The organism is Pseudomonas sp. GM74 (assembly GCF_000282455.1).
Classification (GTDB): Bacteria; Pseudomonadota; Gammaproteobacteria; order Pseudomonadales; family Pseudomonadaceae; genus Aquipseudomonas.
In genome coordinates, this window is record NZ_AKJG01000054.1 from 87,615 (window position 1) to 112,896 (window position 25,282).

A 25,282-nucleotide genomic window follows, 5' to 3' on the forward strand; every position below is an offset into this window, starting at 1 on the left:
CGCCCATGGCACTGCACCCGGACATCGAAGGTTTTCTGGAGTTGGCCGAGTTCGGCCGCCTCGGCGGCAAAAGCCAACCCATGCATGAGCTGACTCCTGGCGAAGCGCGGCAGCAATTCGAACAGACGTCGCAGTTGCTCGATGCCGCTCCGACGGGCGCGTTGACGGTGACGGCGGTGAGCATTGCGGCGCGGGACGGGCATTTGCTCAACGCGCGGCTGTACGCCAAGCCGCAACCGGACGGCGAACCGCGCCCGGTGTTGTTGTACTTCCATGGCGGCGGCTACGTGGTGGGCAGCCTCGATTCCCACGACACCCTGTGCCGGCGTCTGGCGCTGGCAGGGGAGTTTGCCGTGTTGTCGGCGGATTATCGCCTGGCGCCGGAACACCGTTTTCCCACCGCTTACCACGATGCCGAAGACATCACCCGTTGGCTGGCCATCACCGGAGCCAAGGCGTTGGACCTGGACGCGAGGCGCATTGCGCTCGCGGGGGACAGCGTCGGCGGCAGTCTGGTGGCATCGCTGTGCATCGCCATTGCCCAGGACCCATTGGGCTGGCCGCTGGTGCCGCGCCTGCAAGTGTTGCTGTACCCGGTGATCGACGCGGTAAAAAAACGCCCGTCCCTGGAGCGATTCGCCGAAGGCTATCTGCTGGAAGCCACCACGCTGCAATGGTTCTACCAGCAATACCAACGCAGCGAAGCGGACCGTGCCGACTGGCGTTTTTCGCCGCTGTACGCCGAGTGCGTGCAACGGCTGACGCCGACAGTGCTGTGGCTGGCCGAGTACGATCCGTTGCTCGATGAAGGCCTGGCCTGGGCCGAGAAACTGCGCGCAGCGGGGCATCCCGTGGTGCTGGAGGTGAAGGCCGGCATGACCCACGACTTTGCGCGTATGGGCGAAATGGTCCAGGAAGTGCCTGGGATGCTGGTGCAACTGGCGACGCAGATTGGCGAGAGTTTGGCCTGATTTGTTGTGAGGGGATTAACGGATGCCGATCAGTTAAATGCAATCCCTGTGGGAGCGAGCTTGCTCGCTCCCACAGGGGACTTTGTACTCTCAAGATTTTCATCAACTGTCAGCTAGTGGCTACCCAGGCGGATCAAGCTGATCCAGTGCCCGATTCACCGCCAGTTCCCCCAACATGATCACCTGCGCAATGCCCAACAGCGCATGGCGGCTCGTCCCCTGCAAATGATCCACCAGATCGTTGGCCATGACATTGGCCGACGCCAGCGACTCACAGGCGTGCACCAGCAGGGTTTCGGTACTGAGTTCGGGATTGACGATGAACATCGTGCTGGGTGTGCGCGGGGTGGCCATGATGCTGGGGCCTGGATCGAAGGCGCACTCGGCAGTTTCGTGGAATTGTCTTGATTCGGGGCTTTCGTGTGGGGATGCAGGGTCGGAGTCGGGCGGATTCGGAGTTACATTGAACATAGATTTGGGTCCTGTTATTGAGCTACCACCGCCTCTCTACTAATAAGAAGGGTGGTAGCTGTGCGCAGGTTAGTAGACCGGGGACCCAGGGAGCCGGCGCGCCCGAGGGCGCCCTGCACACAGCCACCATAAAGTGCAGGGATGGGTACCTGACTATTTGATGGGCTATACACCCTGGGTAACCACGGGCTACTAAACCCGATCACTGACAGTCAGTGACCCGAACCAAGTTACCGACCACCCCCAAGGCGCACAAGCCGGCGGATTCTGGCGTACCTGTAGGCAACGGCGCAAGGTGTTGTGGCTTTCACGAAGTAACCTGTAGGCCGCTTAAACAGGCGCTATCGAGTGGTTTCTAACCTGCTGTCATGTCTTGTTAAAGAGCGTTGAAATCCTCGGAGTCGGCAGGAAGAGTCCTACAAAGGATTGCGGTTGGCCGTGGGAAGTACAGCCCTTGCGATCTGACGCCACGCAATGGTCGGGTAAGCGAGCCCTCATCGAGTCAATGCACAACAAGCAGGATGCTGGTTGAGTGACGGATCAAATCGAAATATTGAGCGTGTTGCATGCTCGGCAGGAGTATCCCTGATCTTCAGGGTATTTCATCGCCGGTTGCCCCCCAAAAAAAGGATCATCACGTAATCCCGGGAAACACGGATAACGCAATACCTGTAGGAGCTGGCTTGTCGGGTCGCCGCATCGCAGCGATGGTCGTTAACGATGACGCGTGAGAACTGGATAAACGCGGCGCACTTTAGAACATCGCCAGCAAGCTGGCTCCTACAGGAATAGACCGCAGGCCTGGGGTGCGGGCAACACCGGGGAACACCTTTCGCAGACCCCGGCGGCTATGTATTATCGACATCGGCCCGATGCTGCCCGCCGCTCGCTCCCGCTGGGAAAGGTGAAAGCATCTCCTCCTCATGCAAACCCTGTCGCCTCTCTTGACGGTCGAGGTTTGGCAATGCGAGCACCAAAGCATCTCGGCCACAGGAGCAGTCATGTTTTCAATCGAGCAAGCCAAGCAAATGGCCAAGCAGTTGCGCGCCTCGCTGGAGGAACGCAATCAGGCGGTGACCCATTCCACCGCGCTGGAACTGGTCGCGCAACAACTGGGCTACAAGGACTGGAACACCGCGTCGGCGATGCTTTCCCAGGCAAGTACGCCGTCCACGCCTGCTGTGACTTTCGACAAACCCATTCCAATTCTGCGCAGTTTCGACGAAGCCAAGGCGCGCGAGTTCTATCTGGATTTCCTCGGGTTCAGCGTCGAGTTCGAGCATCGTTTCGAGGCTGATCTGCCGCTGTACCTGGGCATCAGTCGCGACGGCCTGCAACTGCACCTTTCCGAGCATCACGGTGATGCCAGCCCGGGCTCGACGGTGTTCGTGCCCATGCAAAACATCGAACTGCTCAGGGACGAATTGCAGGGCAAGCGCTACGGGTATGGACGCCCTGATATTGTCCAGCAGGGCTGGGGCAAAGAGCTGCAAGTCTACGACCCGTTCGGCAACCGGATTCGCTTCTGCCAATATTGATCAGGCACTGCGGGCCGGGGTGACCCGGTCCGCTTTCAACCACCCGGTATTAAGGATGGACACGGTATGACCACGCAGGACATTTCGCTTCAAGACATCGCCGCGCCCGAAGGCGTTTGTTATGGCTGCGGCAGCCAGAACCCGCACGGGCTGCACATCAAGAGCTACTGGCATGAAGACGGGGTGCATGTCGTGGCGCAGCACATGCCGGAGGACAAGTACTGCGGCTGGCCGGGTCTGGTTTACGGCGGTTTGATCGCGATGCTGGTCGATTGCCACTCCAACTGGGCAGCGATGGCTTATCACTACCGGGCAGAGCAACGCGAGGTGGGCAGCTTGCCCCACATCACCTGCGTCACCGGTAACCTGGGCATCAAGTACATCAAGCCCACCCCGATGGGTGTCCCCCTGACACTGCGTGCCAGAGTCGAGGGCGAGGTCGGGCGCAAAAGCCGGGTCATTTGCGAGGTCTTCGCCGGGGATGTCCTGACCGCTGTCGGGGACTCCACGTTTGTCCGCGTCGATACCGAGCAGCTCAGGGTTGTCGCCCACGACCGTAAGGTCGAGCCCTGAACCCGGAGCAATAAACGCACATCACCTTTGCGGTTCGTCAGCGAATCAGCACCGGGCCGCAAACGGCCCGGTGGGGTGTGGCTGTTGACGCTGCCGGTAATCAGTACTGCGCGCGCAGGCTCAGGGTCAGGGTGCGCGGGTCGCCGTAGAAGTTGGTGCCCCAGGAGGCATCGACGCGGTCGTAGTACTTGCGGTCGAACAGGTTGTTGGCCGTCAGTGTCGACGACAGGTGTTCGTTGAACTTGTAGCCGACCTGCGCCGAGGTTACGGCATAGCCGCCTTGTTTGAACTTCACGTCACGCTGGTAGTAGGTGTCGCTGACCACACGCACGCCACCGGCGACGCTGAAGTCCTTGAGCGCACCGTCGGTGAACTCATACTTGGTCCACAGGTTGTAGTTGTGCTTGGGCGTGATGGTGCTGAAGGTCTTGCCTTTGTTGGCCTGATCGCCGTCCAGGAACTTGGTGGAGGTGTAGGCGTAACCGGTGACGATGCTCCAGTTGTCGGTCAGGTTGCCGCTCAACTCGGTTTCCCAGCCCTGGCTGCGGGCCTTGCCTTCGGTCATGTAGGCACCGGAGGTGTTGTCGTATTCGGCACGGTTTTCATCGTAGATGCGAAAGGCGGCGAGGCTGGCGTTCAGGCGACCCTCGTAGAATTCGCGCTTGAGGCCGATCTCGTACTGCTTGCCTTCGCGTGGGCCGACCGGCTGGCCGTCCGTGCCGATTTCGCTCTGCGGTTTGAATACGCCGGTGTAGCTGAAGTAGGTCGACAGTTCAGGGGTGATCTTGCCGATGAGGGCGCCGTACGGCACGACTTTGCGGTTGATGCTGGTGTGGGCTTCGCCGAAGTTGTTGAAGAAGGCGTTGGCGTTCTTCGCATCGCTTTCGTACCAGGTGACGCGGCTGCCGCCGATGACATCGAGCCAGTCGGTGACGTTGAACTTGGCGCGGGTGTAGACGCCGTACTGATCGGACTTGGACCAGTTGCCGTTGACGTGGGCATAGTCGTTGCGGGGAATGTCGATGCTGTCCGGATCGTACACGTTGATCGGGAAGTACTCGCCGCCGCCGTAGGTGAAGTCCTTGTCCAGGTGCTGGTACTCGGCGCCCAGGGTGAACTCGTGCCGTCGATCGGCAAACTCGAACGGCGTGGTGACGAAGCTGTCGACGCCGATGGTCTTGATGTGGGTGTAGTAGTCGTAGGCCACGGCCCAGCTGTCACCGGTGGCCGGGTCGACCGCGCCGTCGGCCCAGGTGAAGTTACGCTCCGGGGTTTCGGCGTCGCGGTAGGTCAGGGTGGTCTTGAACTGACCGCCGTTGTCCAGTTCGTGGTCGAGCTCGGCGAAGGATTCCCAGACCTTTTCGTTGAGGGTGTTCCACTTGGCATCGACGAAGGTCGAGCGCGATACGTCGAGCAACGAGCCATTGGCGTAGGCCGGCAGGCCGAAGGCCGGGGTGGAGTTGTTCTTCTGATAGGCGCCACCGACCGACAGGGTGGTGGCCGGGTCGAGGTCGAATTCCAGGCGACCGTAGACCATCGGGCGTTCGTTCTGCGCGTAGTCGACGAAGGACTGGTTGTTCTCGTAGGCGGTGATGAAGCGACCGCGCACGGTGCCCTGTTCGTTCAACGGGCCGGTGACGTCCACCGAAGAACGGTAGTGATCGTAGGAGCCGGCGGCCAGTTCGCCACCGAGGGCGAATTTGCTCAGGGCGCGCTTGCGCACCACGTTGATCGTACCGCCGGGTTCGCCCGCGCCCTGGTACAGGCCCGACGGGCCGCGCAGCACTTCGATGCGGTCGTACATCGCCAGGTCGAAACTGGTGGCCATGTCGCCCTGGCCGGTGGGCTGTGAGACGCCGTCGACCTGCACCTGGTCGACGAGGAAGCCACGCATGTAGACGTCGTTGAGGCTGGAGCCGGAGTTGTAGGTCTTGATGGTCACGCCGGTGACCTGACGCATGGCGTCCTGCAGGCTGTTCAGGTTCTGGTCGTCCATGCGCTGGCGCGTGACGACGGACACCGACTGCGGGATGTCCTTGAGCTTGATGTTGCCTTTGCCGATGGTCACTTCATCGCTGGTGTAGGAGTGCGAGCCTTCGGTGGTCGGGCCCAGCGCCACGCCGGTGATGGAGGTCGCGCCCAGTTGCAGTGCACTGGAGTCACCGGCCGATGGCACCAGCGACACGGTGTTGCCATTCAACTGAAAATTGATGCCGCTCCCCAGCAGCAAGGTTTTCAGTGCCTGTTCCGGTTCCATGTTGCCGGACACCGCCGTGGACTTGATGCCGTTGACCATGTCCTGGCTGTAGAGAATCTGCAGGTTGGTCTGCTGGCCCAGTTGGCGCAATGCGCTGGCCAGCGATTGGGCCGGTACATTGACGTTCACCGGGGCTGCTTCCACCTGGGACGTACCCAGCAGCAACAGGGTCAGCAGCGCACCCGGCACGACCGTTCGGAGTTTCTTTTGCCGTTCGATGGCTAACGCCAAGGGTGCGCGGGACAGAGTAAGGCTTTGCATTGCTCGAATCGCTCCAGAATGGTGTGTGCAGTTTTTAGTTAATGATAATTATTATTAGACGGACCACTTTGGCTAAACCGGAAAACAAACTTCAAAAAAAACAATGATTTGCGTGCGGCCACCGCGTTCAGGCGGTTGCGCGCTCGGTGACGACCCGGCCCGATTCCATGCGCACCAGTTGATCGGCCATGTCGAAATAGCGGTCGTCGTGGGAGATGACGATGATGGTCTTGCCCAGGCGTTTGAGGTCCGGCAGCAGCTCGGTGTAGAAGATGCGGCGGAAGGTCGGGTCCTGGTCGGCCGCCCATTCGTCGAACACCAGCACCGGGCGTTCCTCCAGCCAGGCATTGACCAGCGCCAGGCGCTTGCGCTGGCCGGTGGACAGGTCGGTGGTGGTGAAGCTGCCGTCCCTGACGCTGACCTTGTGCGCGATCTCCAGCCGTTGCAGGTATTGGTTGGCGTCTTCGGGGATGTGCTGGTCGCCCTGGACCACGTCATCGAACAGGTAGTAATCGGCAAAAATCGTGGTGAACAACTGGCGGTAGTCGTCGCGATTGTGCGCATCGATGCCTTGGCCATTGAGCAGGATCGAGCCCTGTTGCGGTGCGTAGAGGCCCAGCAGCAACTTGATCAGAGTGGTCTTGCCGCAGCCGTTTTCGCCGACGATGAAAATGATCTCGCCTTGCTCGATGGTCAGGTTCACCGGGCCCAGGCGAAACGCGTCGCTGCCCGGTGCGGCGGGGAAGGCGTAGCTGACGTTGTCCAGTTGCAGGCGGTTGACCACGATCGGCGGGGTGCCGTTGTCGTTGAGCAGCAGGTGCGGCTCGGGGGAGGAGAACTGGCTCGACAGTTCGGCGATGCGGCGGAAGGCGATGCGCGCCCGGCTCACGATCGGCAAGGTGCTGACCAGGTGCTCGATCGGGCCCTTCATGTACAGCAGCACCAGCACGAATCCGCTCATCACCGCTTTGTCGGCGCTGGGCCAGAAGGATTGCAGGGCCAGCGCCAGGCCGATGACCACGAAGAACAGCATCGAGCCGAGGGTCTTGGCGATCACGAAGGTGTTGATCGAACGCACCTGGGTGTCGCAGATGAAATCGGCGGTGCCCTGGATGCCCTTGACGAACATGCGCTGGCGACGCGGACGGTGGATGCGCAATTCCTTGGCGCCGCCGGCAATGGCGTTGTAGTGCTTTTGCAGATCGTCTTCGGCGTCACGGGCGGCCATGAAACCCTGGATGCCCTTGCCTTGGGCGTAGAACTGGATGCCGGTGCCGATGGCAATTGCCAGCACCATCATCAGGAACATCGGCCACGACAACATCGCCAGGTAACCCATGCAGCCGAGGGTCACGGTCAGGGAAATCGCCAGCGGCGCGAAGGCGAAGGCAAAGTCGCTGATGGTGTCGACGTCGTGGGTCAGCACCGGGATCAGCCGGTGGCTGCGGTAGCGCTCGATCTGCTCGATAGGCGCCGAAAGGACTTTCTCCCCAAGCGTTTTGCGCAGCCTGGCAATGATGTGCTGGCCGACGTAGTTGGTGCCGATGTCCGAACAGATCGAACTGCCCAGGGCCAGCAGGCACAGGCCGCCGAACAGGGTGACCACGCCTTGGGTCAGGCCGTCCGGCGAATGCAGTGCGTTGTTGATGGTGGCCAGCAGCACCGTGACGCTCAGGCCACCGACCATGCCCAGGACAATGGACGTGGCAACGATCAGTCGAAACGGTTTCAACAGGGCCAGTAATTCGCCGATGGCGCCTCGGGTAGGCTGGGTCATGGCAAGCAGTTCCTTGGGTCGTAAGGCAGATACCCAGTAGAACGTCTGATGGAGGGCTTTATTTAAACGGCGGGAGACAGGTGGCGGGGGAGTTACACAAAACCTGTGGGAGCGGCGGTGCGGCGATCCGACTTGCTCGCGAAGGCGGTTTGTCAGTCACATTGATGTTGGATGTGCTGCCGCCTTCGCGAGCAAGCCCGCTCCCACAAGGTGTGGGGAGGGATTAGAGATTGCGTACTACACGAAATCCGATCCAGTCGCCCCGGGTTTGCGGGTCGATGTCGTTGCGGTTGCCCGAGCGGGAAAACACCGGCGCTTCGCCCCAGTCGTTGCCACGGATGCGCAGGGTGTCGCAGTTTGGTTCGGTCCAGGCACTGCCGTCGGTGGGCGCGCCGACGTAGTCCGGGTGGTAGCAGTCGGCGATCCACTCGTAGACGTTGCCGTGCATGTCGTACAGGCCGAAGGCGTTGGGTGGGTAGCTGCCGACCGGCGAGCTGTAGCTGTAGCCGTCGGTCGGGCCGTAGGTGTTGGCGTGGGTGGCGATGCTGTACTCGGTACCGGGGTCGAACGGGAAGGGGAACGCTCCCGTTGACCCGGCGCGGGCGGCGTATTCGCGCTGAGCCTCGCTGACGATGTGATAGTGCTGGCCGGTCTTCATCGACAGCCAGGCGACGTAGGCGCTGACCTCGGCGAAGTTCATGCACACCGCCGGCTGGCGCGGGCCCTGGGGGTAGCTCGGCTTGCCGTTGGTGCACGCGCGGCCGGGGCGTGTGTCGCCATCGGGCAGGGTGATCCCGGTTTCCTTCATGTATTGGGCCCATTCACCGGCAGTGATCTGGTAGCGGCTCATGGCGAAGGGTTTTTCGAACGACACCTCATGCATCGGGCCTTCATCAGGTTCGCGGCCGACCTCGTCGTCCGGGGTGCCCATGGTGAAGGTGCCGGCGGGCAGCACCACCATTTCCGGGCAGTTACGGCAATCCTTGAAGACCTTGCCCGGCAATGGCGCGGTGTAGGCCTGGGCGAGGCCGGGCAAGGCGCTGCCGAGCACGGCCAACAGCGTCAGGGCGCCGAATTTTTTCAGGGTGCTTTTCATAAGGGCTCTCGCTCAGTCAGACCTGGTTGGCCAGCAGTTCCATCAGGCGGTCGATGTGCGCTTGGGTATTGAGCAGCCCTGGCGACACTCGAATGATCGGCCCGACATCGCGGTCCACGGCGTCACACACCACGCGCTGATCCATCAGGTAATTGGCGACTTCTTCGCAGTCCCGGTTCTTGATGCGGAAGAAGGTGAAACCGGCGGAATATTCCGGCGACAGCGGCGTGACCAGCTCCACCGACGAGTGTGCCTGCAAGCGTTTTTTCAGGTAGCTGTTGATGGCGTGAATGCGCGTCGCGACCTCGGCCTTGCCCAGCTCCAGGTGCAATTTGAAAGCCTCGGTCAGCGCCCAGCGGTGTTCGAACGAGTGATAGCCGCCGTAGGTCATCACCGTGGAGAACTGTGTGGCTTCGGAGAAGGTCGGGATGGTCGGGGTGACGTCCTTGAGTTCGTCGGAGCGGGCGCAGATGATCCCGGTGCCCCGTGGGCCGAACATCCATTTGTGGGTGCCGGCAATGAAGAAGTCGCAGTGCATGTCCGGGAAATCGACGTTCTCCACGCCGAAACCGTGTACGCCATCGATCACGTAGAGGATGCGGTCCTTGTCGGCGCGGCCACGGTTCTTCTCTTCCACCAGTTTGCCGATCTCGCCGATGGGCAGCTTCACGCCGCTGCCGGAGTGCACCCAGGTCATGCCCAGCACGCGGGTTTCGGGGCGGATGTTGCGTTCGATCGCGGCCAGCACTTCGGCGCTCGAGACCTTGTACGGGTCTTCGAACAACTTGATCTTGCGAACCTGGGTGCCGTCCTTCCGGGTGCGGTATTCGAACACGCTGTTGGCGGCGTAGTGCTCGTGTTCGCTGGTGAGGATCTCCTGGTCCGGGCGCACGTGGATACCGGCGTAGATCATCGCCAGGCCTTCGGTGGTGCTGCCGGTCAGGGCGATCTGCGATGGTTTGGCTTTCAGGTAACGCCCGGCCCACACGCGCACCTCTTCTTCCCGGCGTTCGGTTTCGCCGCGATGCCAGTCCATGGCCAGGCCCGGGTTGCGATCGAGATTGGCGCGGTGCATCTCGATGGCTTCACGCACGGGAAGGGGGTGCGAGGTCACCAGGAAATTGGCGAAGTGCAGATAATTCGGGTCTTGGGTGAAGAGTTGGCGCAATTGGTCCCATTTGTCCTTGGGCAGTGGCGCGGGGCTGGCGGCCAGTGTCGGCAGGTTGACGGCCGAGGCCAGGGGAATGCCGGCCGCGAGTATGCCGGCCTGCTTGAGGAATGAACGACGGTTGGTCATGGATTCGGTTCGCTCTGGCAAAGAAGAAATCAGTTTTTAACCACAGGCCGGGAGGACTTCTGCACCTGGTCCCAGACCCGCAGGAAGTTGCCGCCCCAGAGCTTGGCGATGTCGGCGTCGCTGTAGCCGCGGCTGATCAGTTCGGCGGTCACGTTGCGGGCCTCGCTGACGTCTTTCCAGCCTTCGAGGCCGCCGCCGTCGTTGAAGTCGGAACTGATGCCGACGTGGTCGATGCCGATTTTTTTCACGGCATAGTCGATCGCATCGCCGTAATCCTTGAGAGTGGCCTTGGGTTCTTCGTCGAGGATCGAATAGAGCTGGCTGGCGTACTCGCCGAAGCGCTGCTCGGGCCAGACGGTGATCACCGGGTCGCCGGGCATCAGGGCCATCTCCAGGCCTTGCAGCGGTTGCAGGTCGAAGCGCGCGCGCAGGGCGTTAAGCTTGTCCTGGGTAGTCTGGCTCAGCGGGCGGATGTAGGTCGGGAAGCCGACGATCTGCACCACGCCGCCGCTGTTCTTGATCAACTGCATTTCCGCATCGCTGAGGTTACGCGGGATGTCCACGAGGGCGCGCGGCGCCGAGTGTGAGGCGACCATCGGTGTGCGGCTCAGTTGCGCCACTTGCTCCAGGGCCTTGGTCGACATCTGCGACACATCGATGATCACGCCCAGGTCGTTGAGGCGATGCACCGCTTGCTTGCCGATGTCCGACAGCCCGCCCAGCGCATCCCGCGAATCATTGAAGAACGGCAGCGGCCGCGACGAGTCGGCCCAGGCGTTGTTGCCCACGTAGCTGAAGCCGAACATGCGCATGCCGCGCGCCGCCCACTTGTCCAGGGCGTTGAGGTCATTGCCCAGCGGGTAGGCGTTGAGCATGCTGATGAACACTGCGAACTTGCCTTCACCGTGCAGGCGACGGAAGTCGTCGGGGGTGTAGGCGATGGCCACATGGTTGGGGAAATCGCGAACCATCGCGCTGATGATCTTGTAGCGGGTTTCCTGCTCAAAGCGGGCCTCGTCGACGAAACCGGCGGTAGGGCGATGGGGGGCGTTGGGGCCGTTCCAGATTTCCGGCCAGCCGAAAATCGTCAGTGCCGCCCCGGACAGGCGCCCGCGCCCGGTCTTGACCAGGTCGAACTGGCCTTCGCCGTCCTTGTCGACTTCGTTGCCGGCGGTGCCGAAGTCCATGGGCACGGTGATATGGCTGTCGAACGAGAGGATGCGTTCCTGCAATTGATCGGCCTGTTTCATCACCTTGACCGGGTAGCCTGGGTTGTCCCTGAATCCGTAGTCCCAGGCCGCGAAGCCCGCACCCGCACTGATCGCCAGGGCCAGCGGCAGGCCGATGAAAAGAGCCTTTTTCGAACGTGGTTTTGTCATTGCCGTCTCAGTCAGGTTTGCCGCCCCGGATCAGGCGCGGGGGCCTTTGCTATCTGGGGGGAACGAGTGACCGAGGAAGGAATTTAGTGTTTGTGCCGGCCCCATCGCGGGCAAGCCCGCTCCCACAGGAATTGCGATACCCCTGTGGGAGCTGGCTTGCCAGCGATGCCTTTAAATTTGTCGGCGCAACAATCGTTCTAGCTTGGATAAAGCCTGCTCCATGGCTGACACAGGTAGGGCAATGACGATTTCTCGACGATGGTTCCTCGCGGGTCTGGCGCTGACCGGTGCCGCCGTGCCTGCGGTGTATTACGGGCATCGCGAATTGACCAGGCCGGACCCGACGATCACCCCCGGCGAAGCCTCGTTCGACGTGGCGGATGTCGTCGGCCAGCGCTTGGCGGATAACTTGCGCGGGGTCTGGCTGATTCGTTTCGAAGGTCGTGACGCCGGCATCGAAGGCTTGCCCCTCGAAGGCCTGGAAGTGTTCCTCGATATCGGCCACAAGGGGCGCGGCGTCAGTGGTTATCTCGACACCGCCGAGCGTTTGCGCTCCACCGAAGAGCCCCGTTACCGGGTGCTCGGCGATCTGTCCGGGGCCAACCCGAAGCAGCTGGCCTGGCGACTGCTGGGGGCCAGCGGCTGTTGCGAATACGAATTCGACATGACCCTGGACGAAGTCTGGGCCGGTTTCGGCAACGCCGGCAGCGGCAGTCTCAGCGGGCGCGTGCTGGACCTCAAGCGCCCGCTGATGCTGACGGCCCAGGACAATCGCTTCATTGCCGTCAAGCAGGTATTCCCTGAAGCGCGCGAACGCACCGGCCTCAATCCGGCCCTGCTGGCCTGGCTGGTCTCGCCGGAGCACCGGTTGTTCCACCAACTCTGGCATGCCTCCCGGGACAAGTGGCACAAGCTGTCCGAAGACCAGCGCGGCGCCTTGCGCGGGCTCGGCTGGCAACCCGGCCCGCGAGACAAGGAGCGTGACGCCCGAGGTGAGCGCAAGGATCGCAACGGTTCGGGCGTGGACTTTTTCTTCATGCACCGGCACATGCTCGGCACCGCGCGCTCGATGCAGGACCTGCCGTCCTGGACGCACTTCCCGTTGCCGCAGCCGGAGCTGGCTCGGGACCGGTCAGGCTTTGCGCGTTACTTCGACAACCACGACGGCACCGCTTTGCCGCCGACCTGGCTGGCCGAGGACGATGACGAGTACACGCAATGGGTCAGCGACATCAAGACCGGCGAGACCTATCACAGCAACTTCCAGGTCTGGGAATCCCGCTACCGCGACCCGCGTTACCTGTCGACGCTGACCCTCGGCCAGTTCGGCTCGGAGGTCGAGTTGGGCCTGCACGACTGGCTGCACATGCGCTGGGCTTCGGTGCCCCGTGATCCGTCCAACGGTCAGCCGGTGCCGTTCGCCCGGGATCCGTCGGACTTTTCCGCACGCTGGTTTGCACCGGAAAACGATTTTCTCGGCGACCCGTTTTCCTCCCATGTGAGCCCGGTGTTCTGGCATTTCCACGGCTGGATCGACGATCGCCTGGAAGACTGGTTCCGCGCCCACGAGCGCTTCCATCCGGGGCAGCTCAGTCGGCTGCAGGTCAACGGCGTGCAATGGTTCGCGCCGGGACGCTGGGTCGAGATCGATGACCCGTGGCTCGGCCCGGTCACTCACGGCTGCAGTACCACCCTGGGGTTGCAGGCGGGCAAGTCGGTGGAAATGGACCCGGAAACCATGAAGCTGGCGTTGCGCATTACCTTTGGCGAGGACGAGAAGAAGCTGAAGGATCTGTTTCGCAAAGTGCCGCAACGGCCGTGGTATGCGCGCAATCTGAAGGCTAAACAGAGCCAGGCTTGATACCGCGTTATCGTTCAATCGCTGGCAAGCCAGCTCCCACAAGGTTTTGTGTTTGCCGCATGATCCGGGCACGACGCATAACCTGTGGGAGCTGGCTTGCCAGCGATGGCGTACTCACTGACGACAAAAATTACAGAACCTGCCACCCCCCACCCAACGCTTTATACAACGCAATACTCGCCTGCATCCGCGACAAGCGCAGTTGCACATTCAAATCCTGCGCCGCATACAGCGTGCGCTGGGTTTCCAGCACCGTCAGCAAATCCTCGGCTCCGGCCTGGTAACGGCTTTGCGCGATGTTGAAGGCGGTCTGCGCCTGGCTCAGTTCTTCACTCTGCCACCCACGCTGTTCATCCAGTCCGCGAATGCCGTTGAGGGCTTTCTCGACGTCGGCGAAGCCGTTGATGATCGCCCCGCGATAGGTCTCCAGCAGTTCTTCCTGGCGCGCCGTGGCCTTGTCGCGTTGGGCACCGAGGCGGCCGTTGTTGAACACCGGCGCGAGCAACCCTGCGGTGAGGTTGTAGAAGGGGCTGCGCAGGATGTCGTCGGCCCGGTCGGCGCCGGAGCCGATTTCAGCGGTGAGGGTCACGGTCGGCAGCATCGCGGCACGGGCGACGCTGACGTCCGCCTGGGCGGCGGCCAGTTGCGCCTCGGCCCGGGCAATGTCCGGGCGGCGGCTGAGCAACTGGCTGGGCACCCCGGCATCAATCGCCGGCCAGGTCAGTTGATCGAAGCGTTCCTGCCCCAGTGACAGCGCCTGAACCGGGCGGCCGAGCAGGGCGGCGAGGCTGATTCGCGCCTCCTCGGCCTGTTGCCGCACCAGCGGCAGCTGGCGTTGCTGCGCCGCCACCAGGCTTTTTTGCTGTGCCAGTTCCAGGGCCGTGGCCGAGCCCGAGTCGAAACGGGTCTGCACCAGTTTCAACACGCTTTGGGCATTGGTCAGATTCAACTCGGCGATGCGGCTCTGCTCCTGTAACGACAAGGCTTGCGCGTAGCCGTTGGCCACGCCGCTGAGCAACGTCAATTCCACCGTGGCCTGATCGAACTCGCTGGCTTTCAGACTGAACTGCGCACTGTCGCGAGTGGCACGCTGGCCACCCCAGAAATCGATTTCGTAGCTGGCAGTCAGGTTCGCCGTGAAGTAGTCGACGGCGTCGTTATCACTGTCGGCATCGAGCTGGCTGTAGCCGCTGCCGCGCAGCAGTTTCTGGCGATTGGCGTTGACCCCGGCCTTGACCTCGGGCAGTTGCGAGCCGCCGGCAATCACCGTGTCGGCCTGGGCCTGGCGCACTCTCGCGATGGCTGCGGCCAGGTCGTAGCTGCCGAGCCGCGCCTGTTCGATCAGGCGCCCCAGTTGCGGGCTGCCGAAGCGGTTCCACCATTGCCGGTTGTCAAGGACTGCGCCCGCGGTATGCGGCGATTGCCAGGCGGCGGGCGGCTGGATGCCATTGTCCGGGCGCTGGGCAGGGCTGCCACAGGCGCTGAGCAGCAGGCACAAAGTCAACAGGCTGAGTTGCGGCTTCATCAATCGATCATTCACTGGTAAGGGCCGTGACCGGGTCGAGTCGGGCAGCCTTGCGAGCCGGCATGTAGCCGAAAACGACACCGGTGACCAGGGCGCAGCCGAAGGCGCCCAGCACCGCTATCAGGGAGAACGCGACAGCGACTTCGCTGAAAATCAGCACGCCACCGACGATCAGCGCCAGGGCGATCCCGGTGAGGCCGCCCACCACCGAGAGCATCACCGCTTCGGTGAGGAACTGGCGCAGGATGTCGCGCTGGCGGGCACCGGTGGCCATGCGGATACCGATCTCGCGAGTCCGCTCGCGCACGGTCATGAGCATGATGTTCATCACACCGATCCCGCCCACCAGCAGCGAAATCGCCGCAATCGAGCCGAGCATCAGCGACAGGGTGTTTTGCGTGCGTGCCTCGGCCTGGATCATCGCCGCATTGTTGGTCAACTCGAAATCGTGCTTGCCGTCGTGCAGGCGCAGCATCAGTTGTTCGATGGCTTTTTCGGTTTCCTTGACCTTGCGCGCATCGGCGGCGGCGATGGCGATGTACTCGGGATTGTGGGTGCCGAACAGGCGCACGCTCGCGGCGGAGTAGGGGATGGCGATGCGGTCGTCACTGTCGGAGTCGCCGGAGCTGGCGCCTTTTTCCGCGAGCACGCCGACCACCTGGAAGGGCACGTTTTCGATCAGGATGTACTGGCCGATCGGGTTGGTCACGTCCTTGAGCAGTTTGGTCCGCACCTTGTGCCCGATCACCGCGACCGCCGCGGCGTTTTGTTCGTCGTCGTGGGTGAAGTAGCTGCCTTCGACCACCGGCCAGTTGAAAATCGCCGGGAAGTTGGTGTCGTTGCCGCCGACGTAGCTCATGTGATCAAGGCTGCCAAAGCGCACCCCGGCCTCCTGGCCGTTGACCGGCATGATCCGCATCACCTGGGGCAGGCCGGCAATCGCGGCGACGTCATCGAGGGTGACGATGCCCATGGGCGTGCGCGGGTTGGGCGCCGAGCCGCTGAGGTAAATGATGTTGGAACCGAACGCGCCCATCTGCGCCATCACCTGGCGCTTGCTGCCTTCGCCGACGGCGAGCATTACGACCACCGAGGCGACGCCGATGATGATGCCGAGCAGGGTCAGGGCGGTGCGGAACTTGTTGATCCACATCACCCGCCACGCCGCGTGCACGGCATCGACCAATTCGCCCTTCCAGGCGCCGGTGGCTTCGGCGCCTTCACTCAAGCGCTTGCGCAGGTCGACGGCTTGTAGCGCACCCGGGTCGGCCGAATGTTGCACGGTCGGGTTTTCGCTGGCGCTGTCACTGATGATCAGGCCGTCGCGGATCTCGATGATGCGTTTGGCCCGGGCCGCCACTTCGCGGTCGTGGGTGATGAGGATCACCACGTGGCCCTGGTTCGCCAGTTCGTCGAGCAGGCTCATGACCTCGGCGCCGCTGTGGCTGTCGAGGGCGCCGGTGGGCTCGTCGGCCAGGATGATGTGGCCGCCATTCATCAACGCGCGGGCAATCGACACCCGTTGCTGCTGCCCGCCGGAGAGTTGATGGGGGCGGTTGCCGGTGCGTGAAGCCAGGCCTAGGCGGTCGAGCAGGGCGGCGGCGCGGGCGTGGCGTTCGGCGGCGGGCAAGCCTGCGTAGATCGCCGGCATCTCGACGTTCTCCTGGGCCGAACCCGACGGAATCAGGTGGTAGCCCTGGAACACAAAACCGAAGGCTTCACGGCGCAGCCAGGCCAGTTCGTCACTGTCCAGCGCCGCGACGTTTTCCCCGGCGAAGCGGTATTCGCCGGCGGTCGGGCGATCGAGGCAGCCGAGGATGTTCATCAGCGTCGACTTACCGGAGCCGGAGGCGCCGACGATCGCCACGAACTCCCCCGCATGGATCGACAGGTCGATGCCGCGCAGCACGTGGACTTCAGGCGCGTCGCCACCGCCGTAGGCTTTGCGGATGTCCGAAAGGTCGATCAGGGGCGTGTGCATTCAGCCGCCACTCCCGTCGACCGGGCCGATCAACAGGTGATCGCCTTCTTGCAGGCCGTCGAGGATCTGTACCCGCAGGCGGTCGCTGATGCCGGTGCGCACGTTGCGCTGCTCGATGCTGCCATTGCTGGCGACCACTTGCGCGGTCTGCCGGTCTGTCTGCGGGCCGGCCTGCAGGGCGGCGATGGGCGCGGTGAGTACGTTCTGCGCCTGATTGGCGACGAAAAACACCTGGGTGGTCATTTCCGCCATCAGCGCGTTGTCGGCGTTGTCGACGTCCAGCAACACGGTGTACAGCACGACGCGGGCACTCCCGCTTTTGCTGGTGCTGGCGGGGCTGCCGCCGCCCTGGCTGGTCTGGTCCAGGGGCTTGGGCGGGACCGGGAGGATTTGCCGCACGGTGCTGGTCCAGCGTCGGCTACCACCGCTCAGGGTGGTGAACCAGGCGTGCATGCCGGGTTTGACGTGGCCGATGTCCGCCTCCGAGACCTCGGCCCACACGGTCATCGGCGACAGTTTGGCGATGCGCAGGATCAACGGCGTTTGCTGCTGGGCGTTGAGGGTCTGGCCGACCCGGGCATCCAGCGCCACCACAGTGCCGGCCATCGGCGCATAGATGCGCGTGTAGCCGAGCTCCGCCTGGTCGCTGCGCAGGCTGGCTTCGGCCTGGCGGATTTGCGCCTGGAACATGTCGACCCGTGCCTGGGTGGCGCGCAGTTCGGCCTGGGCGGTCTGCACGTCTTCTTCACGGGTGGCGCCGCCGGCGGCGAGGTGCTGTTGACGTTGGTATTTCTGCCGGGCCAGGTCGTGTTGTGCCCGCTGTTCCTGCAGCTGCGCCTTGAGATTTTCGACGGAGAAGCGCCCGGCATCGAGTTTGGCCTGTTGCGTGGACGGGTCGATTTCCACCAGCAACTGGCCTTCCTTGACCACATCGCCGACTTCCACGTGGATCTTGTGGATCTGCCCGGAGGCCTGGGCGCCGACGTCGACATAACGCCGCGGTTGCAGGGTGCCCAAGGCCGTGACGCTGCTTTCAATGTCGGCGCGGCTGACCTGGACGGTGACCAGCCCGTCGCGGCCCGGCGGAATGAACTGCCAGGCGGCGACGGCAACCACGGGGATCAGACAAAGTGCTGCAAGCAGGGCGCGTCGGGTCTGTCGGGGACGTTTCATGCAGGGTTCCGGCCTGGGAAAATCGGCCCGTCGTTCAGCGGTGGAGGCGGGCAGAGACGGGGAGCTGTCCTGTAAACGTTGAGCCGGGCGCGGAATTTAGGCGACGACACAAACTAATGTGGGAGCGGGCTTGCTCGCGAAGAGGCCGGCACATTCACCATTTATGTTGCCTGATGCGCCGCCTTCGTCGGAACGCCGCCCGGAGCAAGCCCGCTCCCACATGGATCAGAGCTATTTATCGGGCAAGTTGAAGCAGTACTTTAAATCTATATGAGAATTACTATAAATTACGCGACTCGAACTGCCACTATCGTGCCACTGTGTGATTCAGCGGTCGCCGAAACGGCTCAAGGACAGAAACCGCACTCCCGTGCGGACGGGAGTCATGTTGGAAAACTACTATCGCGAACTGGTGTGTTTCCTCAACGCCAGGCTGGGCAACCGTCAGGTGGCCGAAGATGTGGTGCATGACGCTTATCTGCGGGTCCTGGAGCGTTCCAGTGAGACGCCGATCGAGCAGCCCCGGGCATTCCTGTATCGCACCGCCCTCAATCTGGTTATCGACAACCATCGACGCAACACCCTGCGTCAGGCCGAACCCCTGGACGTGCTCGACAATGAGGAGCGCTATTTCACCCCTTCGCCGCAAAACGTGCTCGATCATGGCCAGCGTCTGGAAATGCTCCAGAGTGCCCTGGCGGAGTTGCCTGGGCTGTGCCGCGAGAGTTTCCTGTTGCGCAAGATCGAAGGCCTGTCCCATCCGCAGATTGCCGAGCAACTGGGCATTTCCCGGGCAATGGTCGAGAAGCACATTGTCAACGCCATGAAGCATTGCCGTATACGGATGCGACAGGGGGACGCCCAGTGATCCCGCGCGGTTAAATTTTTTTTCACGGTCCTCGTTCCTACTCAACAGACGACCTGTTGTGCGGCCCTTGGTGGGTCAGGTCACTTAGGTTCAATGCCCCGTCTTTGAGGGGAACATCCAGAGGACACTGGAAATGACACAGGCAATTGCTTCACCCCTCGTTCACGACCTGATCGGCGTCGGTTTCGGCCCGTCGAACCTGGCACTGGCCATCGCGCTGCAAGAGCGCGGGGCGAGCCAGGGCAACCTGGATGTGCTGTTCCTCGACAAGCAGGCCGACTACCGCTGGCACGGCAACACCCTGGTGACCCAGAGCGAGTTGCAGATTTCCTTCCTCAAGGACCTGGTGACCCTGCGCAATCCCACCAGCCCTTATTCGTTCGTCAATTACCTCAAGGCCCACGGGCGCCTTGTGGACTTCATCAATCTGGGCACCTTCTATCCGTGCCGCATGGAGTACAACGACTACCTGCGCTGGGTCGCCGGGCAGTTCACCGCGCAAAGCCGTTACGGCGAAGAAGTGCTGACCATCGAGCCGGTGCTGCACAACCAGCAGGTCGAGGCGCTGCGGGTGATTTCCCGCGATGCGACAGGGCATCAACAGGTGCGCACCACCCGTTCGGTGGTGGTCAGTGCCGGTGGCACGCCACGTATTCCCGAGGTGTTCAAGGCGCTCAAGGATGACGGGCGGGTGTTCCACCACTCCCAGTACCTGGCGCAGATGGCCAGGCAGCCGTGCGTGGACAACCGTCCGATGAGCATTGCGATCATTGGGGGCGGGCAGAGCGCGGCCGAAGCCTTCATCGATTTGAACGACAGCTTCCCGTCGGTGCAGGTGGACATGATCCTGCGCGGCTCGGCACTCAAGCCGGCCGACGACAGCCCCTTCGTCAACGAAGTGTTCTCGCCGGAGTTCACCGACCTGGTGTTCCAACAGCCCGACAGCGAGCGCGAGCGACTGGTCAACGAGTACCACAACACCAACTATTCGGTGGTGGACATCGATCTGATCGAGCGCATCTACGGCATCTTCTATCGGCAGAAAGTTTCGGGCATCGCCCGTCATGCGTTCCACACCCTGACCACGATCGAAAAGGCCACCGCCAACGAACGGGGCATCGAACTGGTGTTGCGCAACAACGCCACCGGCGAAGTCTCGGTGCGTCACTACGATGCCGTGGTGCTGGCCACCGGCTACGAGCGGCAGATGCACCGCAAGCTGCTGGCGCCACTGGAAGAGTACCTGGGGGATTTCGAGGTCGATCGCCACTACAAGCTGATCACCGACGAGCGCTGCAAGGCCGGCCTCTACATGCAGGGCTTTTGCCAGGCCAGCCATGGGTTGAGCGACACCTTGCTGTCGATCCTGCCGATTCGTGCCGATGAAATTGCCGGGTCGTTGTATGAGCACGGCAAGCATCGCGGGCAGGGGCGGTCGGTGGTGGATCTGTTGTTGGCGACTGCCAGCTGAGTCCTGCGGCGCCTAAAAAATCGCCATCGCGGGCAAGCCCGCTCCCACAGGTATGGAGTGATCCTTGTGGGAGCGGGCTTGCCCGCGATGGCGGCCTGAAAAGCACCACATACCTTGGATCCTGAACCCTTCCTGAAGAACCCCGCGATTCCCCCGGCAAGCTTTTGTAACGGGTTTACTCTCCAGACATCGGGGCGTAAGCTTCGCGCGTTTTCATCCATTACGGAGACCCACAGTGGGTACTTGTTCGAGTGACAGTTGTCGGCCGGTCTCGGTAACCGGCATTTTCTCGGCAAGATAACGCGCAGTCTCCTGTGCCGTTGTCTCGCCGACAAGCGAGCAGCGGCATCCTGATCATGGCCAGTCCCGGCCGTGTCCCGACGTCCCTCTCATCGACGCTGAACAGTGCGTGGTTTCGACTTTTTGTCGTGGCCGCCGCTCTATCGACACGCCTGTCCTTCGTGACCGGCGTGCCAGGCCTTGCTTTGCCGGTTGTTCCGGCGGCAGTGGCATGGACCTGCCTGCTCGACGGTTTCCCGGCTGACCAAAGGGGCACCAGCCATGAAACTTACCCTCAAGGAATTCTTCGCAGGCTTCCTGCGTAACCGCCACATCGTCCGGCACTTCCGTCGCCTGGCGTTGCTGGAAACCTTCACCGACACCACGGTCAGCCGTGAAGTCCCGCCCAGCCTGGCGCAAACCCTGGTGGCCGCTGCCGGCAGCGACACCGGTCAATTGCTCAACACCCTGGGCAGTCACACCGACGGCTTGAGCGAGCTCGAAGCCGATGCCCTGCGCGAGCAGTTCGGCCTCAATGAAGTCGAGCACGAACAGCCGCTGCCGTGGTGGACGCACCTGTGGCACTGCTACAAGAACCCGTTCAACCTGCTGCTGACGTTGCTGGCGGTCATCTCCTGGCTGACCGAAGACATGAAAGCCGCCATCGTGATTTTCTCCATGGTGGTGCTCTCGACCTTGCTGCGTTTCTGGCAGGAAACCAAATCCAATCAGGCCGCCGATGCTCTCAAGGCCATGGTCAGCAACACCGCCACGGTGATGCGCCGTGACCTTGAGGACCGTGGCGCGCAGCGCATCGAATTACCGATCAGGCAACTGGTGCCGGGCGATCTGATCGTGCTGTCTGCCGGTGACATGATTCCCGCCGATTGCCGGGTGCTCAGCGCCAAGGACCTGTTCGTCAGCCAGGCGGCGATGACCGGTGAATCGATGCCGGTGGAAAAGTTTCCCCGTCAGCAGGACCGTGAAACGCTCAATCCGCTGGATCTGGACAACATCCTGTTCATGGGCACCAACGTGGTATCCGGCACGGCCATGGCGGTGATTCTCACCACCGGCAACAGCACCTATTTCGGTGCCCTGGCCCAGCGCGTCGGCGCCACCGACCGGGCGCCGACTTCGTTCCAGACCGGGGTCAACAAAGTCAGTTGGCTGCTGATCCGCTTCATGTTCGTGATGGCGCCGCTGGTGTTGTTCATCAACGGTTTTACCAAGGGCGACTGGACCGAAGCGCTGCTGTTCGCGCTGTCGATTGCCGTGGGCCTGACCCCGGAAATGCTGCCGATGATCGTCACCTCGACCCTGGCCAAGGGCGCGGTGTTCCTGTCGCGCAAGAAAGTCATCGTCAAACGCCTCGACGCGATCCAGAACTTCGGCGCGATGGACGTGTTGTGCACCGACAAGACCGGCACCCTGACCCAGGACAAGATCTTCCTGGCGCGCAACGTCGATGTCTGGGGTCGCGATTCCGATGACGTGCTGGAAATGGCCTACCTCAACAGCTACTACCAGACAGGCCTGAAAAACCTGCTGGATGTGGCGGTACTCGAACACGTCGAAATCCATCGTGAGCTGAAAGTCGGCACGGCGTTTCGCAAGGTCGACGAGATTCCGTTCGACTTCACTCGCCGGCGCATGTCGGTGGTGGTCGCCGAGCATGGGCAACCGCACCTGCTGATCTGCAAGGGCGCAGTGGAAGAGGTACTGGCGGTCTGCTCGCGGGTTCGCCACGGCGAAGTCGATGAAGTGTTGACCGAAGAACTGCTGGCGCGCATCCGTCAGGTCACGGCCACGTTCAACGCCGAAGGCTTGCGGGTGGTTGCGGTTGCTGCACGGCCGATGATCGAAGGGCGCGACACCTACAGCCTGGCCGATGAACAGGCACTGACACTGATCGGTTACGTAGCCTTTCTCGATCCGCCGAAAGAGAGCACCGCGCCGGCCCTCAAGGCGCTGGCGGCCCATGGCGTGGCGGTGAAAGTGCTGACCGGCGACAACGAACTGGTGACGGCGAAGATCTGCCGCGAAGTCGGCCTGGAACAGCAAGGCCTGCTGATGGGTAATGACATCGAACGCATGAGCGACGCCGAACTGGCGAACGCCGTGGAGACCACCAACGTCTTCGCCAGGCTGACGCCGTCCCACAAGGAACGCATCGTCCGCATGCTCAAGGGCAACGGCCATGTGGTCGGATTCATGGGCGACGGCATCAACGACGCCCCGGCCCTGCGCACCGCCGACATCGGCATTTCCGTGGACAGCGCCGTGGACATCGCCAAGGAAGCGGCCGACATCATCCTGCTGGAAAAGAGCCTGATGGTGCTGGAGGAGGGCGTGCTGGAAGGGCGCCGGACCTTCGCCAACATGCTCAAGTACATCAAGATGACCGCCAGTTCGAACTTCGGCAACGTGTTCTCGGTGCTGGTGGCCAGTGCGTTCATCCCGTTTCTGCCGATGCTGCCGATGCACCTGTTGGTGCAAAACCTGCTCTATGACATTTCGCAGATCGCCATCCCGTTCGATAACGTCGATGACGAAATGCTCAAGCAACCGCAACGCTGGCAACCGGCGGATGTCGGGCGCTTCATGCTGTTTTTCGGGCCGATCAGCTCGATCTTCGACATCACCACGTTCGCCTTGATGTGGTACGTGTTCGATGCCAACACCCCGGATCACCAGACCCTGTTCCAGTCCGGCTGGTTCGTGGTCGGGCTGCTGACCCAGACCCTGATCGTGCACATGATCCGCACCCCGAAGATCCCGTTCCTGCAAAGCCGCGCGGCCATGCCGTTGCTGGTGATGACCGGATTGATCATGGCCGTGGGGATTTTCCTGCCGATGGGACCGCTGGCCCATTACTTCAAGTTGCAGGCGCTGCCGTCGCTGTACTTCGTGTTCCTGCCGGTGATCCTGCTGGCGTACATGGCGCTGACCCAGGCGGTGAAGGGCTTCTACATCCGGCGGTTTGGCTGGCAATAGAACCGCAGTACAGCAATGTCCTTGTGGGAGCGGGCTTGCTCGCGAAAGCGGTGGTTCAGTCGATGATGATGGTGACTGATACATCGCATTCGTCGGAACGCCGCCCGGAGCAAGCCCACTCCCACAAGGGGATCGTGTGTTTTTCAAAGGATTCATCATGCAAGCACTTAACAACCTCAACCTGAACTCCCTGCTCGACACCCTGGTCAGCCTCAGCGCGGCCTTCATCCTCGGTGGCCTGATCGGTTTCGAGCGTCAGTACCGGCAGCGCACCGCGGGCCTGCGCACCAACGTGCTGGTGGCGGTGGGCGCGGCGATTTTCGTCGACATGGCCAACCGGCTTGCCGGTGCCGAAGGTGCTGTGCGGGTCGTCGCCTACGTGGTTTCCGGTATCGGCTTTCTCGGTGCAGGGGTGATCATGCGCGAAGAGGGCAATGTGCGCGGCCTCAATACCGCCGCCACACTTTGGACCTCGGCGGCGGTCGGTGCCTGCGCCGGTGCCGATCTGCTGGCCGAGGCGTTGCTTGGCACCTTGTTTGTGCTGGCGGCAAACACCCTGCTGCGGCCGATCGTCAACAACATCAACCGTCAGCCGCTGGATGTGATTTCGGCGGAAGTCACCAACATCGTCTATGTCATCGCCCGGCGTACGCAGCAGAAAACCGTGCTGGCCTTGCTCGAAGCCGAGCTGGAACGCAGCAACTACCCGGCCAGCGATGTCGATGTGCATGCCTTCGGCACGGATGAAATTGAAATCGAAGCCACCCTGGCGACCACCTCGGTCGATGGTGATGAACTGGATGCCCTGGTGGCACGGATTTCGACCTCGGCCCTGGTGGTGCAGGCGTTCTGGAGTCCGAGTACTACGGAGTGAAGGCCAAGGTTTCCCCAGCAAGCGTCAGACTAACCGGCATTGATTTAGGAATATTCCTACATAAACCCAGGGAGGTCTTCCGTAGGCTTTGCGACCTCTTGAAACCGACATCCTTTTGGAGGTCACCTTGCCGGATAAATCCTTGCGCATCCTGATCGCCGATGCGCAGCACTTCAATCGCCTGCGGATCGAGCGGCTGTTCAACCAGCTCGGCTACTTTCGGGTGGCACCGGTGCACAGCCTCGACGAACTCCTTCCACTGGTGGAGTACGCTGGCGAGCCTCTGGACCTGGTGCTCGTCAATGGGGCGATGGCCAGCGAAGGGCTGGATCTGTTCAGTTTCCTGGCCGACAACCGGCAGGTTCATCACGGGTTTATCTTCAATGAACAGCAGGCGCCGTTGCCGCCCGTCGCGGGCAAGGTCCAGGTCAGCCAGGCCGCCCTGCCTGACCTCGCGTGCATTATGCAGTTGATGAGCACCGTCGATCGTCGCCTACCGCTCGTCGGAACTGTCATTTCTGTCAGGTAGTTCTTTCCAGCCTTCCATGCAAAAGTCTATGCGCAGCGTTGTGCCCAACCGCTGCGGTGCCTGGAGGGCATTTTTTGCCCGATCGTGTTGTTTTGCACGGGAGT

The 25,282-nt window shown here is 62.2% G+C and carries 18 protein-coding genes; 9 read left to right on the plus strand and 9 right to left on the minus strand.

Features of this window, described 5'->3' with window-relative positions:
* The first annotated feature begins 5 nt into the window (after positions 1–5).
* The gene (locus PMI34_RS15055) at positions 6–971 is read left to right on the plus strand and encodes an alpha/beta hydrolase (RefSeq protein WP_008049760.1); all 966 of its coding nucleotides are present in this window, start codon (positions 6–8) and stop codon (positions 969–971) included.
* 120 nt (positions 972–1,091) lie between these two features.
* Here the strand turns inward: PMI34_RS15055 and PMI34_RS15050 are convergent, their stop codons facing one another.
* Positions 1,092–1,442 (minus strand): DUF6124 family protein, encoded by a 351-nt coding sequence (locus PMI34_RS15050; RefSeq protein WP_008049762.1) that lies wholly within the window; start codon positions 1,440–1,442, stop codon positions 1,092–1,094.
* 1,001 nt (positions 1,443–2,443) lie between these two features.
* Here PMI34_RS15050 and PMI34_RS15045 point away from each other — a divergent pair.
* Both PMI34_RS15045 and PMI34_RS15040 read left to right on the plus strand, forming a co-directional pair.
* On the plus strand, positions 2,444–2,980 hold the full coding sequence (locus PMI34_RS15045) for a glyoxalase superfamily protein (RefSeq protein ID WP_008049764.1): 537 nt from the start codon (positions 2,444–2,446) through the stop codon (positions 2,978–2,980).
* Between the two features lie 66 nt (positions 2,981–3,046).
* Positions 3,047–3,553, plus strand: coding sequence for a PaaI family thioesterase (locus tag PMI34_RS15040; RefSeq protein WP_008049766.1), 507 nt, complete (start codon positions 3,047–3,049; stop codon positions 3,551–3,553).
* 100 nt (positions 3,554–3,653) lie between these two features.
* Here PMI34_RS15040 and PMI34_RS15035 read toward each other — a convergent pair whose 3' ends face one another.
* The 5 genes from PMI34_RS15035 to pvdM form a co-directional block, all read right to left on the minus strand.
* Positions 3,654–6,071: a TonB-dependent siderophore receptor gene (locus PMI34_RS15035; protein WP_008049767.1), complete on the minus strand. Its 2,418-nt coding sequence runs from the start codon at positions 6,069–6,071 to the stop codon at positions 3,654–3,656.
* A gap of 127 nt (positions 6,072–6,198) precedes the next feature.
* Positions 6,199–7,848 carry a cyclic peptide export ABC transporter gene (locus tag PMI34_RS15030; protein WP_008049768.1) on the minus strand — a complete coding sequence of 550 codons (1,650 nt, stop codon included), beginning with the start codon at positions 7,846–7,848 and terminating at the stop codon, positions 6,199–6,201.
* 223 nt (positions 7,849–8,071) lie between these two features.
* A complete protein-coding gene (gene pvdO, locus PMI34_RS15025) occupies positions 8,072–8,944 on the minus strand; it encodes a dihydropyoverdine dehydrogenase (protein ID WP_008049769.1) in 873 nt (290 codons plus the stop codon).
* A gap of 16 nt (positions 8,945–8,960) precedes the next feature.
* Positions 8,961–10,241, minus strand: a complete 1,281-nt coding sequence (gene pvdN / locus PMI34_RS15020) for a pyoverdine-tailoring periplasmic protein PvdN (RefSeq protein ID WP_008049771.1) — start codon at positions 10,239–10,241, stop codon at positions 8,961–8,963.
* Between the two features lie 29 nt (positions 10,242–10,270).
* Positions 10,271–11,620, minus strand: a complete 1,350-nt coding sequence (pvdM, locus tag PMI34_RS15015; protein WP_008049773.1) for a pyoverdine-tailoring dipeptidase-like protein PvdM — start codon at positions 11,618–11,620, stop codon at positions 10,271–10,273.
* A gap of 241 nt (positions 11,621–11,861) precedes the next feature.
* Between pvdM and pvdP the strand changes: the two genes are divergently transcribed.
* Entirely contained in the window at positions 11,862–13,481 is a 1,620-nt protein-coding gene (gene pvdP, locus PMI34_RS15010) for a pyoverdine maturation tyrosinase PvdP (protein ID WP_008049774.1), read from the plus strand.
* Between the two features lie 130 nt (positions 13,482–13,611).
* Here the strand turns inward: pvdP and PMI34_RS15005 are convergent, their stop codons facing one another.
* The 3 genes from PMI34_RS15005 to PMI34_RS14995 are packed head-to-tail and all read right to left on the minus strand — an operon-like array spanning position 13,612 to position 18,160.
* Entirely contained in the window at positions 13,612–15,006 is a 1,395-nt protein-coding gene (locus PMI34_RS15005) for an efflux transporter outer membrane subunit (RefSeq protein ID WP_008049776.1), read from the minus strand.
* A gap of 7 nt (positions 15,007–15,013) precedes the next feature.
* A complete protein-coding gene (locus PMI34_RS15000; protein WP_008049777.1) occupies positions 15,014–16,987 on the minus strand; it encodes a MacB family efflux pump subunit in 1,974 nt (657 codons plus the stop codon).
* Positions 16,988–18,160 (minus strand): efflux RND transporter periplasmic adaptor subunit, encoded by a 1,173-nt coding sequence (locus PMI34_RS14995; protein ID WP_008049778.1) that lies wholly within the window; start codon positions 18,158–18,160, stop codon positions 16,988–16,990.
* Between the two features lie 385 nt (positions 18,161–18,545).
* On the opposite strand from PMI34_RS14995, the gene PMI34_RS14990 reads away from it, so the two are divergent.
* The 5 genes from PMI34_RS14990 to PMI34_RS14970 all read left to right on the plus strand — a co-directional run bounded on the left by PMI34_RS14990 (position 18,546) and on the right by PMI34_RS14970 (position 25,178).
* Positions 18,546–19,028 carry a sigma-70 family RNA polymerase sigma factor gene (locus tag PMI34_RS14990; RefSeq protein ID WP_008049780.1) on the plus strand — a complete coding sequence of 161 codons (483 nt, stop codon included), beginning with the start codon at positions 18,546–18,548 and terminating at the stop codon, positions 19,026–19,028.
* 133 nt (positions 19,029–19,161) lie between these two features.
* The gene (locus PMI34_RS14985; RefSeq protein WP_008049782.1) at positions 19,162–20,499 is read left to right on the plus strand and encodes a lysine N(6)-hydroxylase/L-ornithine N(5)-oxygenase family protein; all 1,338 of its coding nucleotides are present in this window, start codon (positions 19,162–19,164) and stop codon (positions 20,497–20,499) included.
* Positions 20,500–21,060: 561 nt separating this feature from the next.
* Complete coding sequence (mgtA, locus tag PMI34_RS14980; protein WP_008049784.1) at positions 21,061–23,775, plus strand: magnesium-translocating P-type ATPase; 2,715 nt, start codon at positions 21,061–21,063, stop codon at positions 23,773–23,775.
* Positions 23,776–23,932: 157 nt separating this feature from the next.
* Positions 23,933–24,649, plus strand: coding sequence for an MgtC/SapB family protein (locus tag PMI34_RS14975; protein ID WP_008049785.1), 717 nt, complete (start codon positions 23,933–23,935; stop codon positions 24,647–24,649).
* Between the two features lie 127 nt (positions 24,650–24,776).
* Positions 24,777–25,178 (plus strand): hypothetical protein, encoded by a 402-nt coding sequence (locus PMI34_RS14970; RefSeq protein ID WP_008049786.1) that lies wholly within the window; start codon positions 24,777–24,779, stop codon positions 25,176–25,178.
* The last annotated feature ends 104 nt before the right edge of the window (positions 25,179–25,282 follow it).

What these genes read in the sequence shown, in the direction of transcription:
- PMI34_RS15055 (WP_008049760.1), top strand. Translation starts at nt 6, where the DNA reads ATGGCACTGCACCCGGACATCGAAGGTTTTCTGGAGTTGGCCGAGTTC.
- PMI34_RS15050 (WP_008049762.1), bottom strand. Translation starts at nt 1,442, where the DNA reads ATGTTCAATGTAACTCCGAATCCGCCCGACTCCGACCCTGCATCCCCA.
- PMI34_RS15045 (WP_008049764.1), top strand. Translation starts at nt 2,444, where the DNA reads ATGTTTTCAATCGAGCAAGCCAAGCAAATGGCCAAGCAGTTGCGCGCC.
- PMI34_RS15040 (WP_008049766.1), top strand. Translation starts at nt 3,047, where the DNA reads ATGACCACGCAGGACATTTCGCTTCAAGACATCGCCGCGCCCGAAGGC.
- PMI34_RS15035 (WP_008049767.1), bottom strand. Translation starts at nt 6,071, where the DNA reads ATGCAAAGCCTTACTCTGTCCCGCGCACCCTTGGCGTTAGCCATCGAA.
- PMI34_RS15030 (WP_008049768.1), bottom strand. Translation starts at nt 7,848, where the DNA reads ATGACCCAGCCTACCCGAGGCGCCATCGGCGAATTACTGGCCCTGTTG.
- pvdO (WP_008049769.1), bottom strand. Translation starts at nt 8,944, where the DNA reads ATGAAAAGCACCCTGAAAAAATTCGGCGCCCTGACGCTGTTGGCCGTG.
- pvdN (WP_008049771.1), bottom strand. Translation starts at nt 10,241, where the DNA reads ATGACCAACCGTCGTTCATTCCTCAAGCAGGCCGGCATACTCGCGGCC.
- pvdM (WP_008049773.1), bottom strand. Translation starts at nt 11,620, where the DNA reads ATGACAAAACCACGTTCGAAAAAGGCTCTTTTCATCGGCCTGCCGCTG.
- pvdP (WP_008049774.1), top strand. Translation starts at nt 11,862, where the DNA reads ATGACGATTTCTCGACGATGGTTCCTCGCGGGTCTGGCGCTGACCGGT.
- PMI34_RS15005 (WP_008049776.1), bottom strand. Translation starts at nt 15,006, where the DNA reads ATGAAGCCGCAACTCAGCCTGTTGACTTTGTGCCTGCTGCTCAGCGCC.
- PMI34_RS15000 (WP_008049777.1), bottom strand. Translation starts at nt 16,987, where the DNA reads ATGCACACGCCCCTGATCGACCTTTCGGACATCCGCAAAGCCTACGGC.
- PMI34_RS14995 (WP_008049778.1), bottom strand. Translation starts at nt 18,160, where the DNA reads ATGAAACGTCCCCGACAGACCCGACGCGCCCTGCTTGCAGCACTTTGT.
- PMI34_RS14990 (WP_008049780.1), top strand. Translation starts at nt 18,546, where the DNA reads ATGTTGGAAAACTACTATCGCGAACTGGTGTGTTTCCTCAACGCCAGG.
- PMI34_RS14985 (WP_008049782.1), top strand. Translation starts at nt 19,162, where the DNA reads ATGACACAGGCAATTGCTTCACCCCTCGTTCACGACCTGATCGGCGTC.
- mgtA (WP_008049784.1), top strand. Translation starts at nt 21,061, where the DNA reads ATGAAACTTACCCTCAAGGAATTCTTCGCAGGCTTCCTGCGTAACCGC.
- PMI34_RS14975 (WP_008049785.1), top strand. Translation starts at nt 23,933, where the DNA reads ATGCAAGCACTTAACAACCTCAACCTGAACTCCCTGCTCGACACCCTG.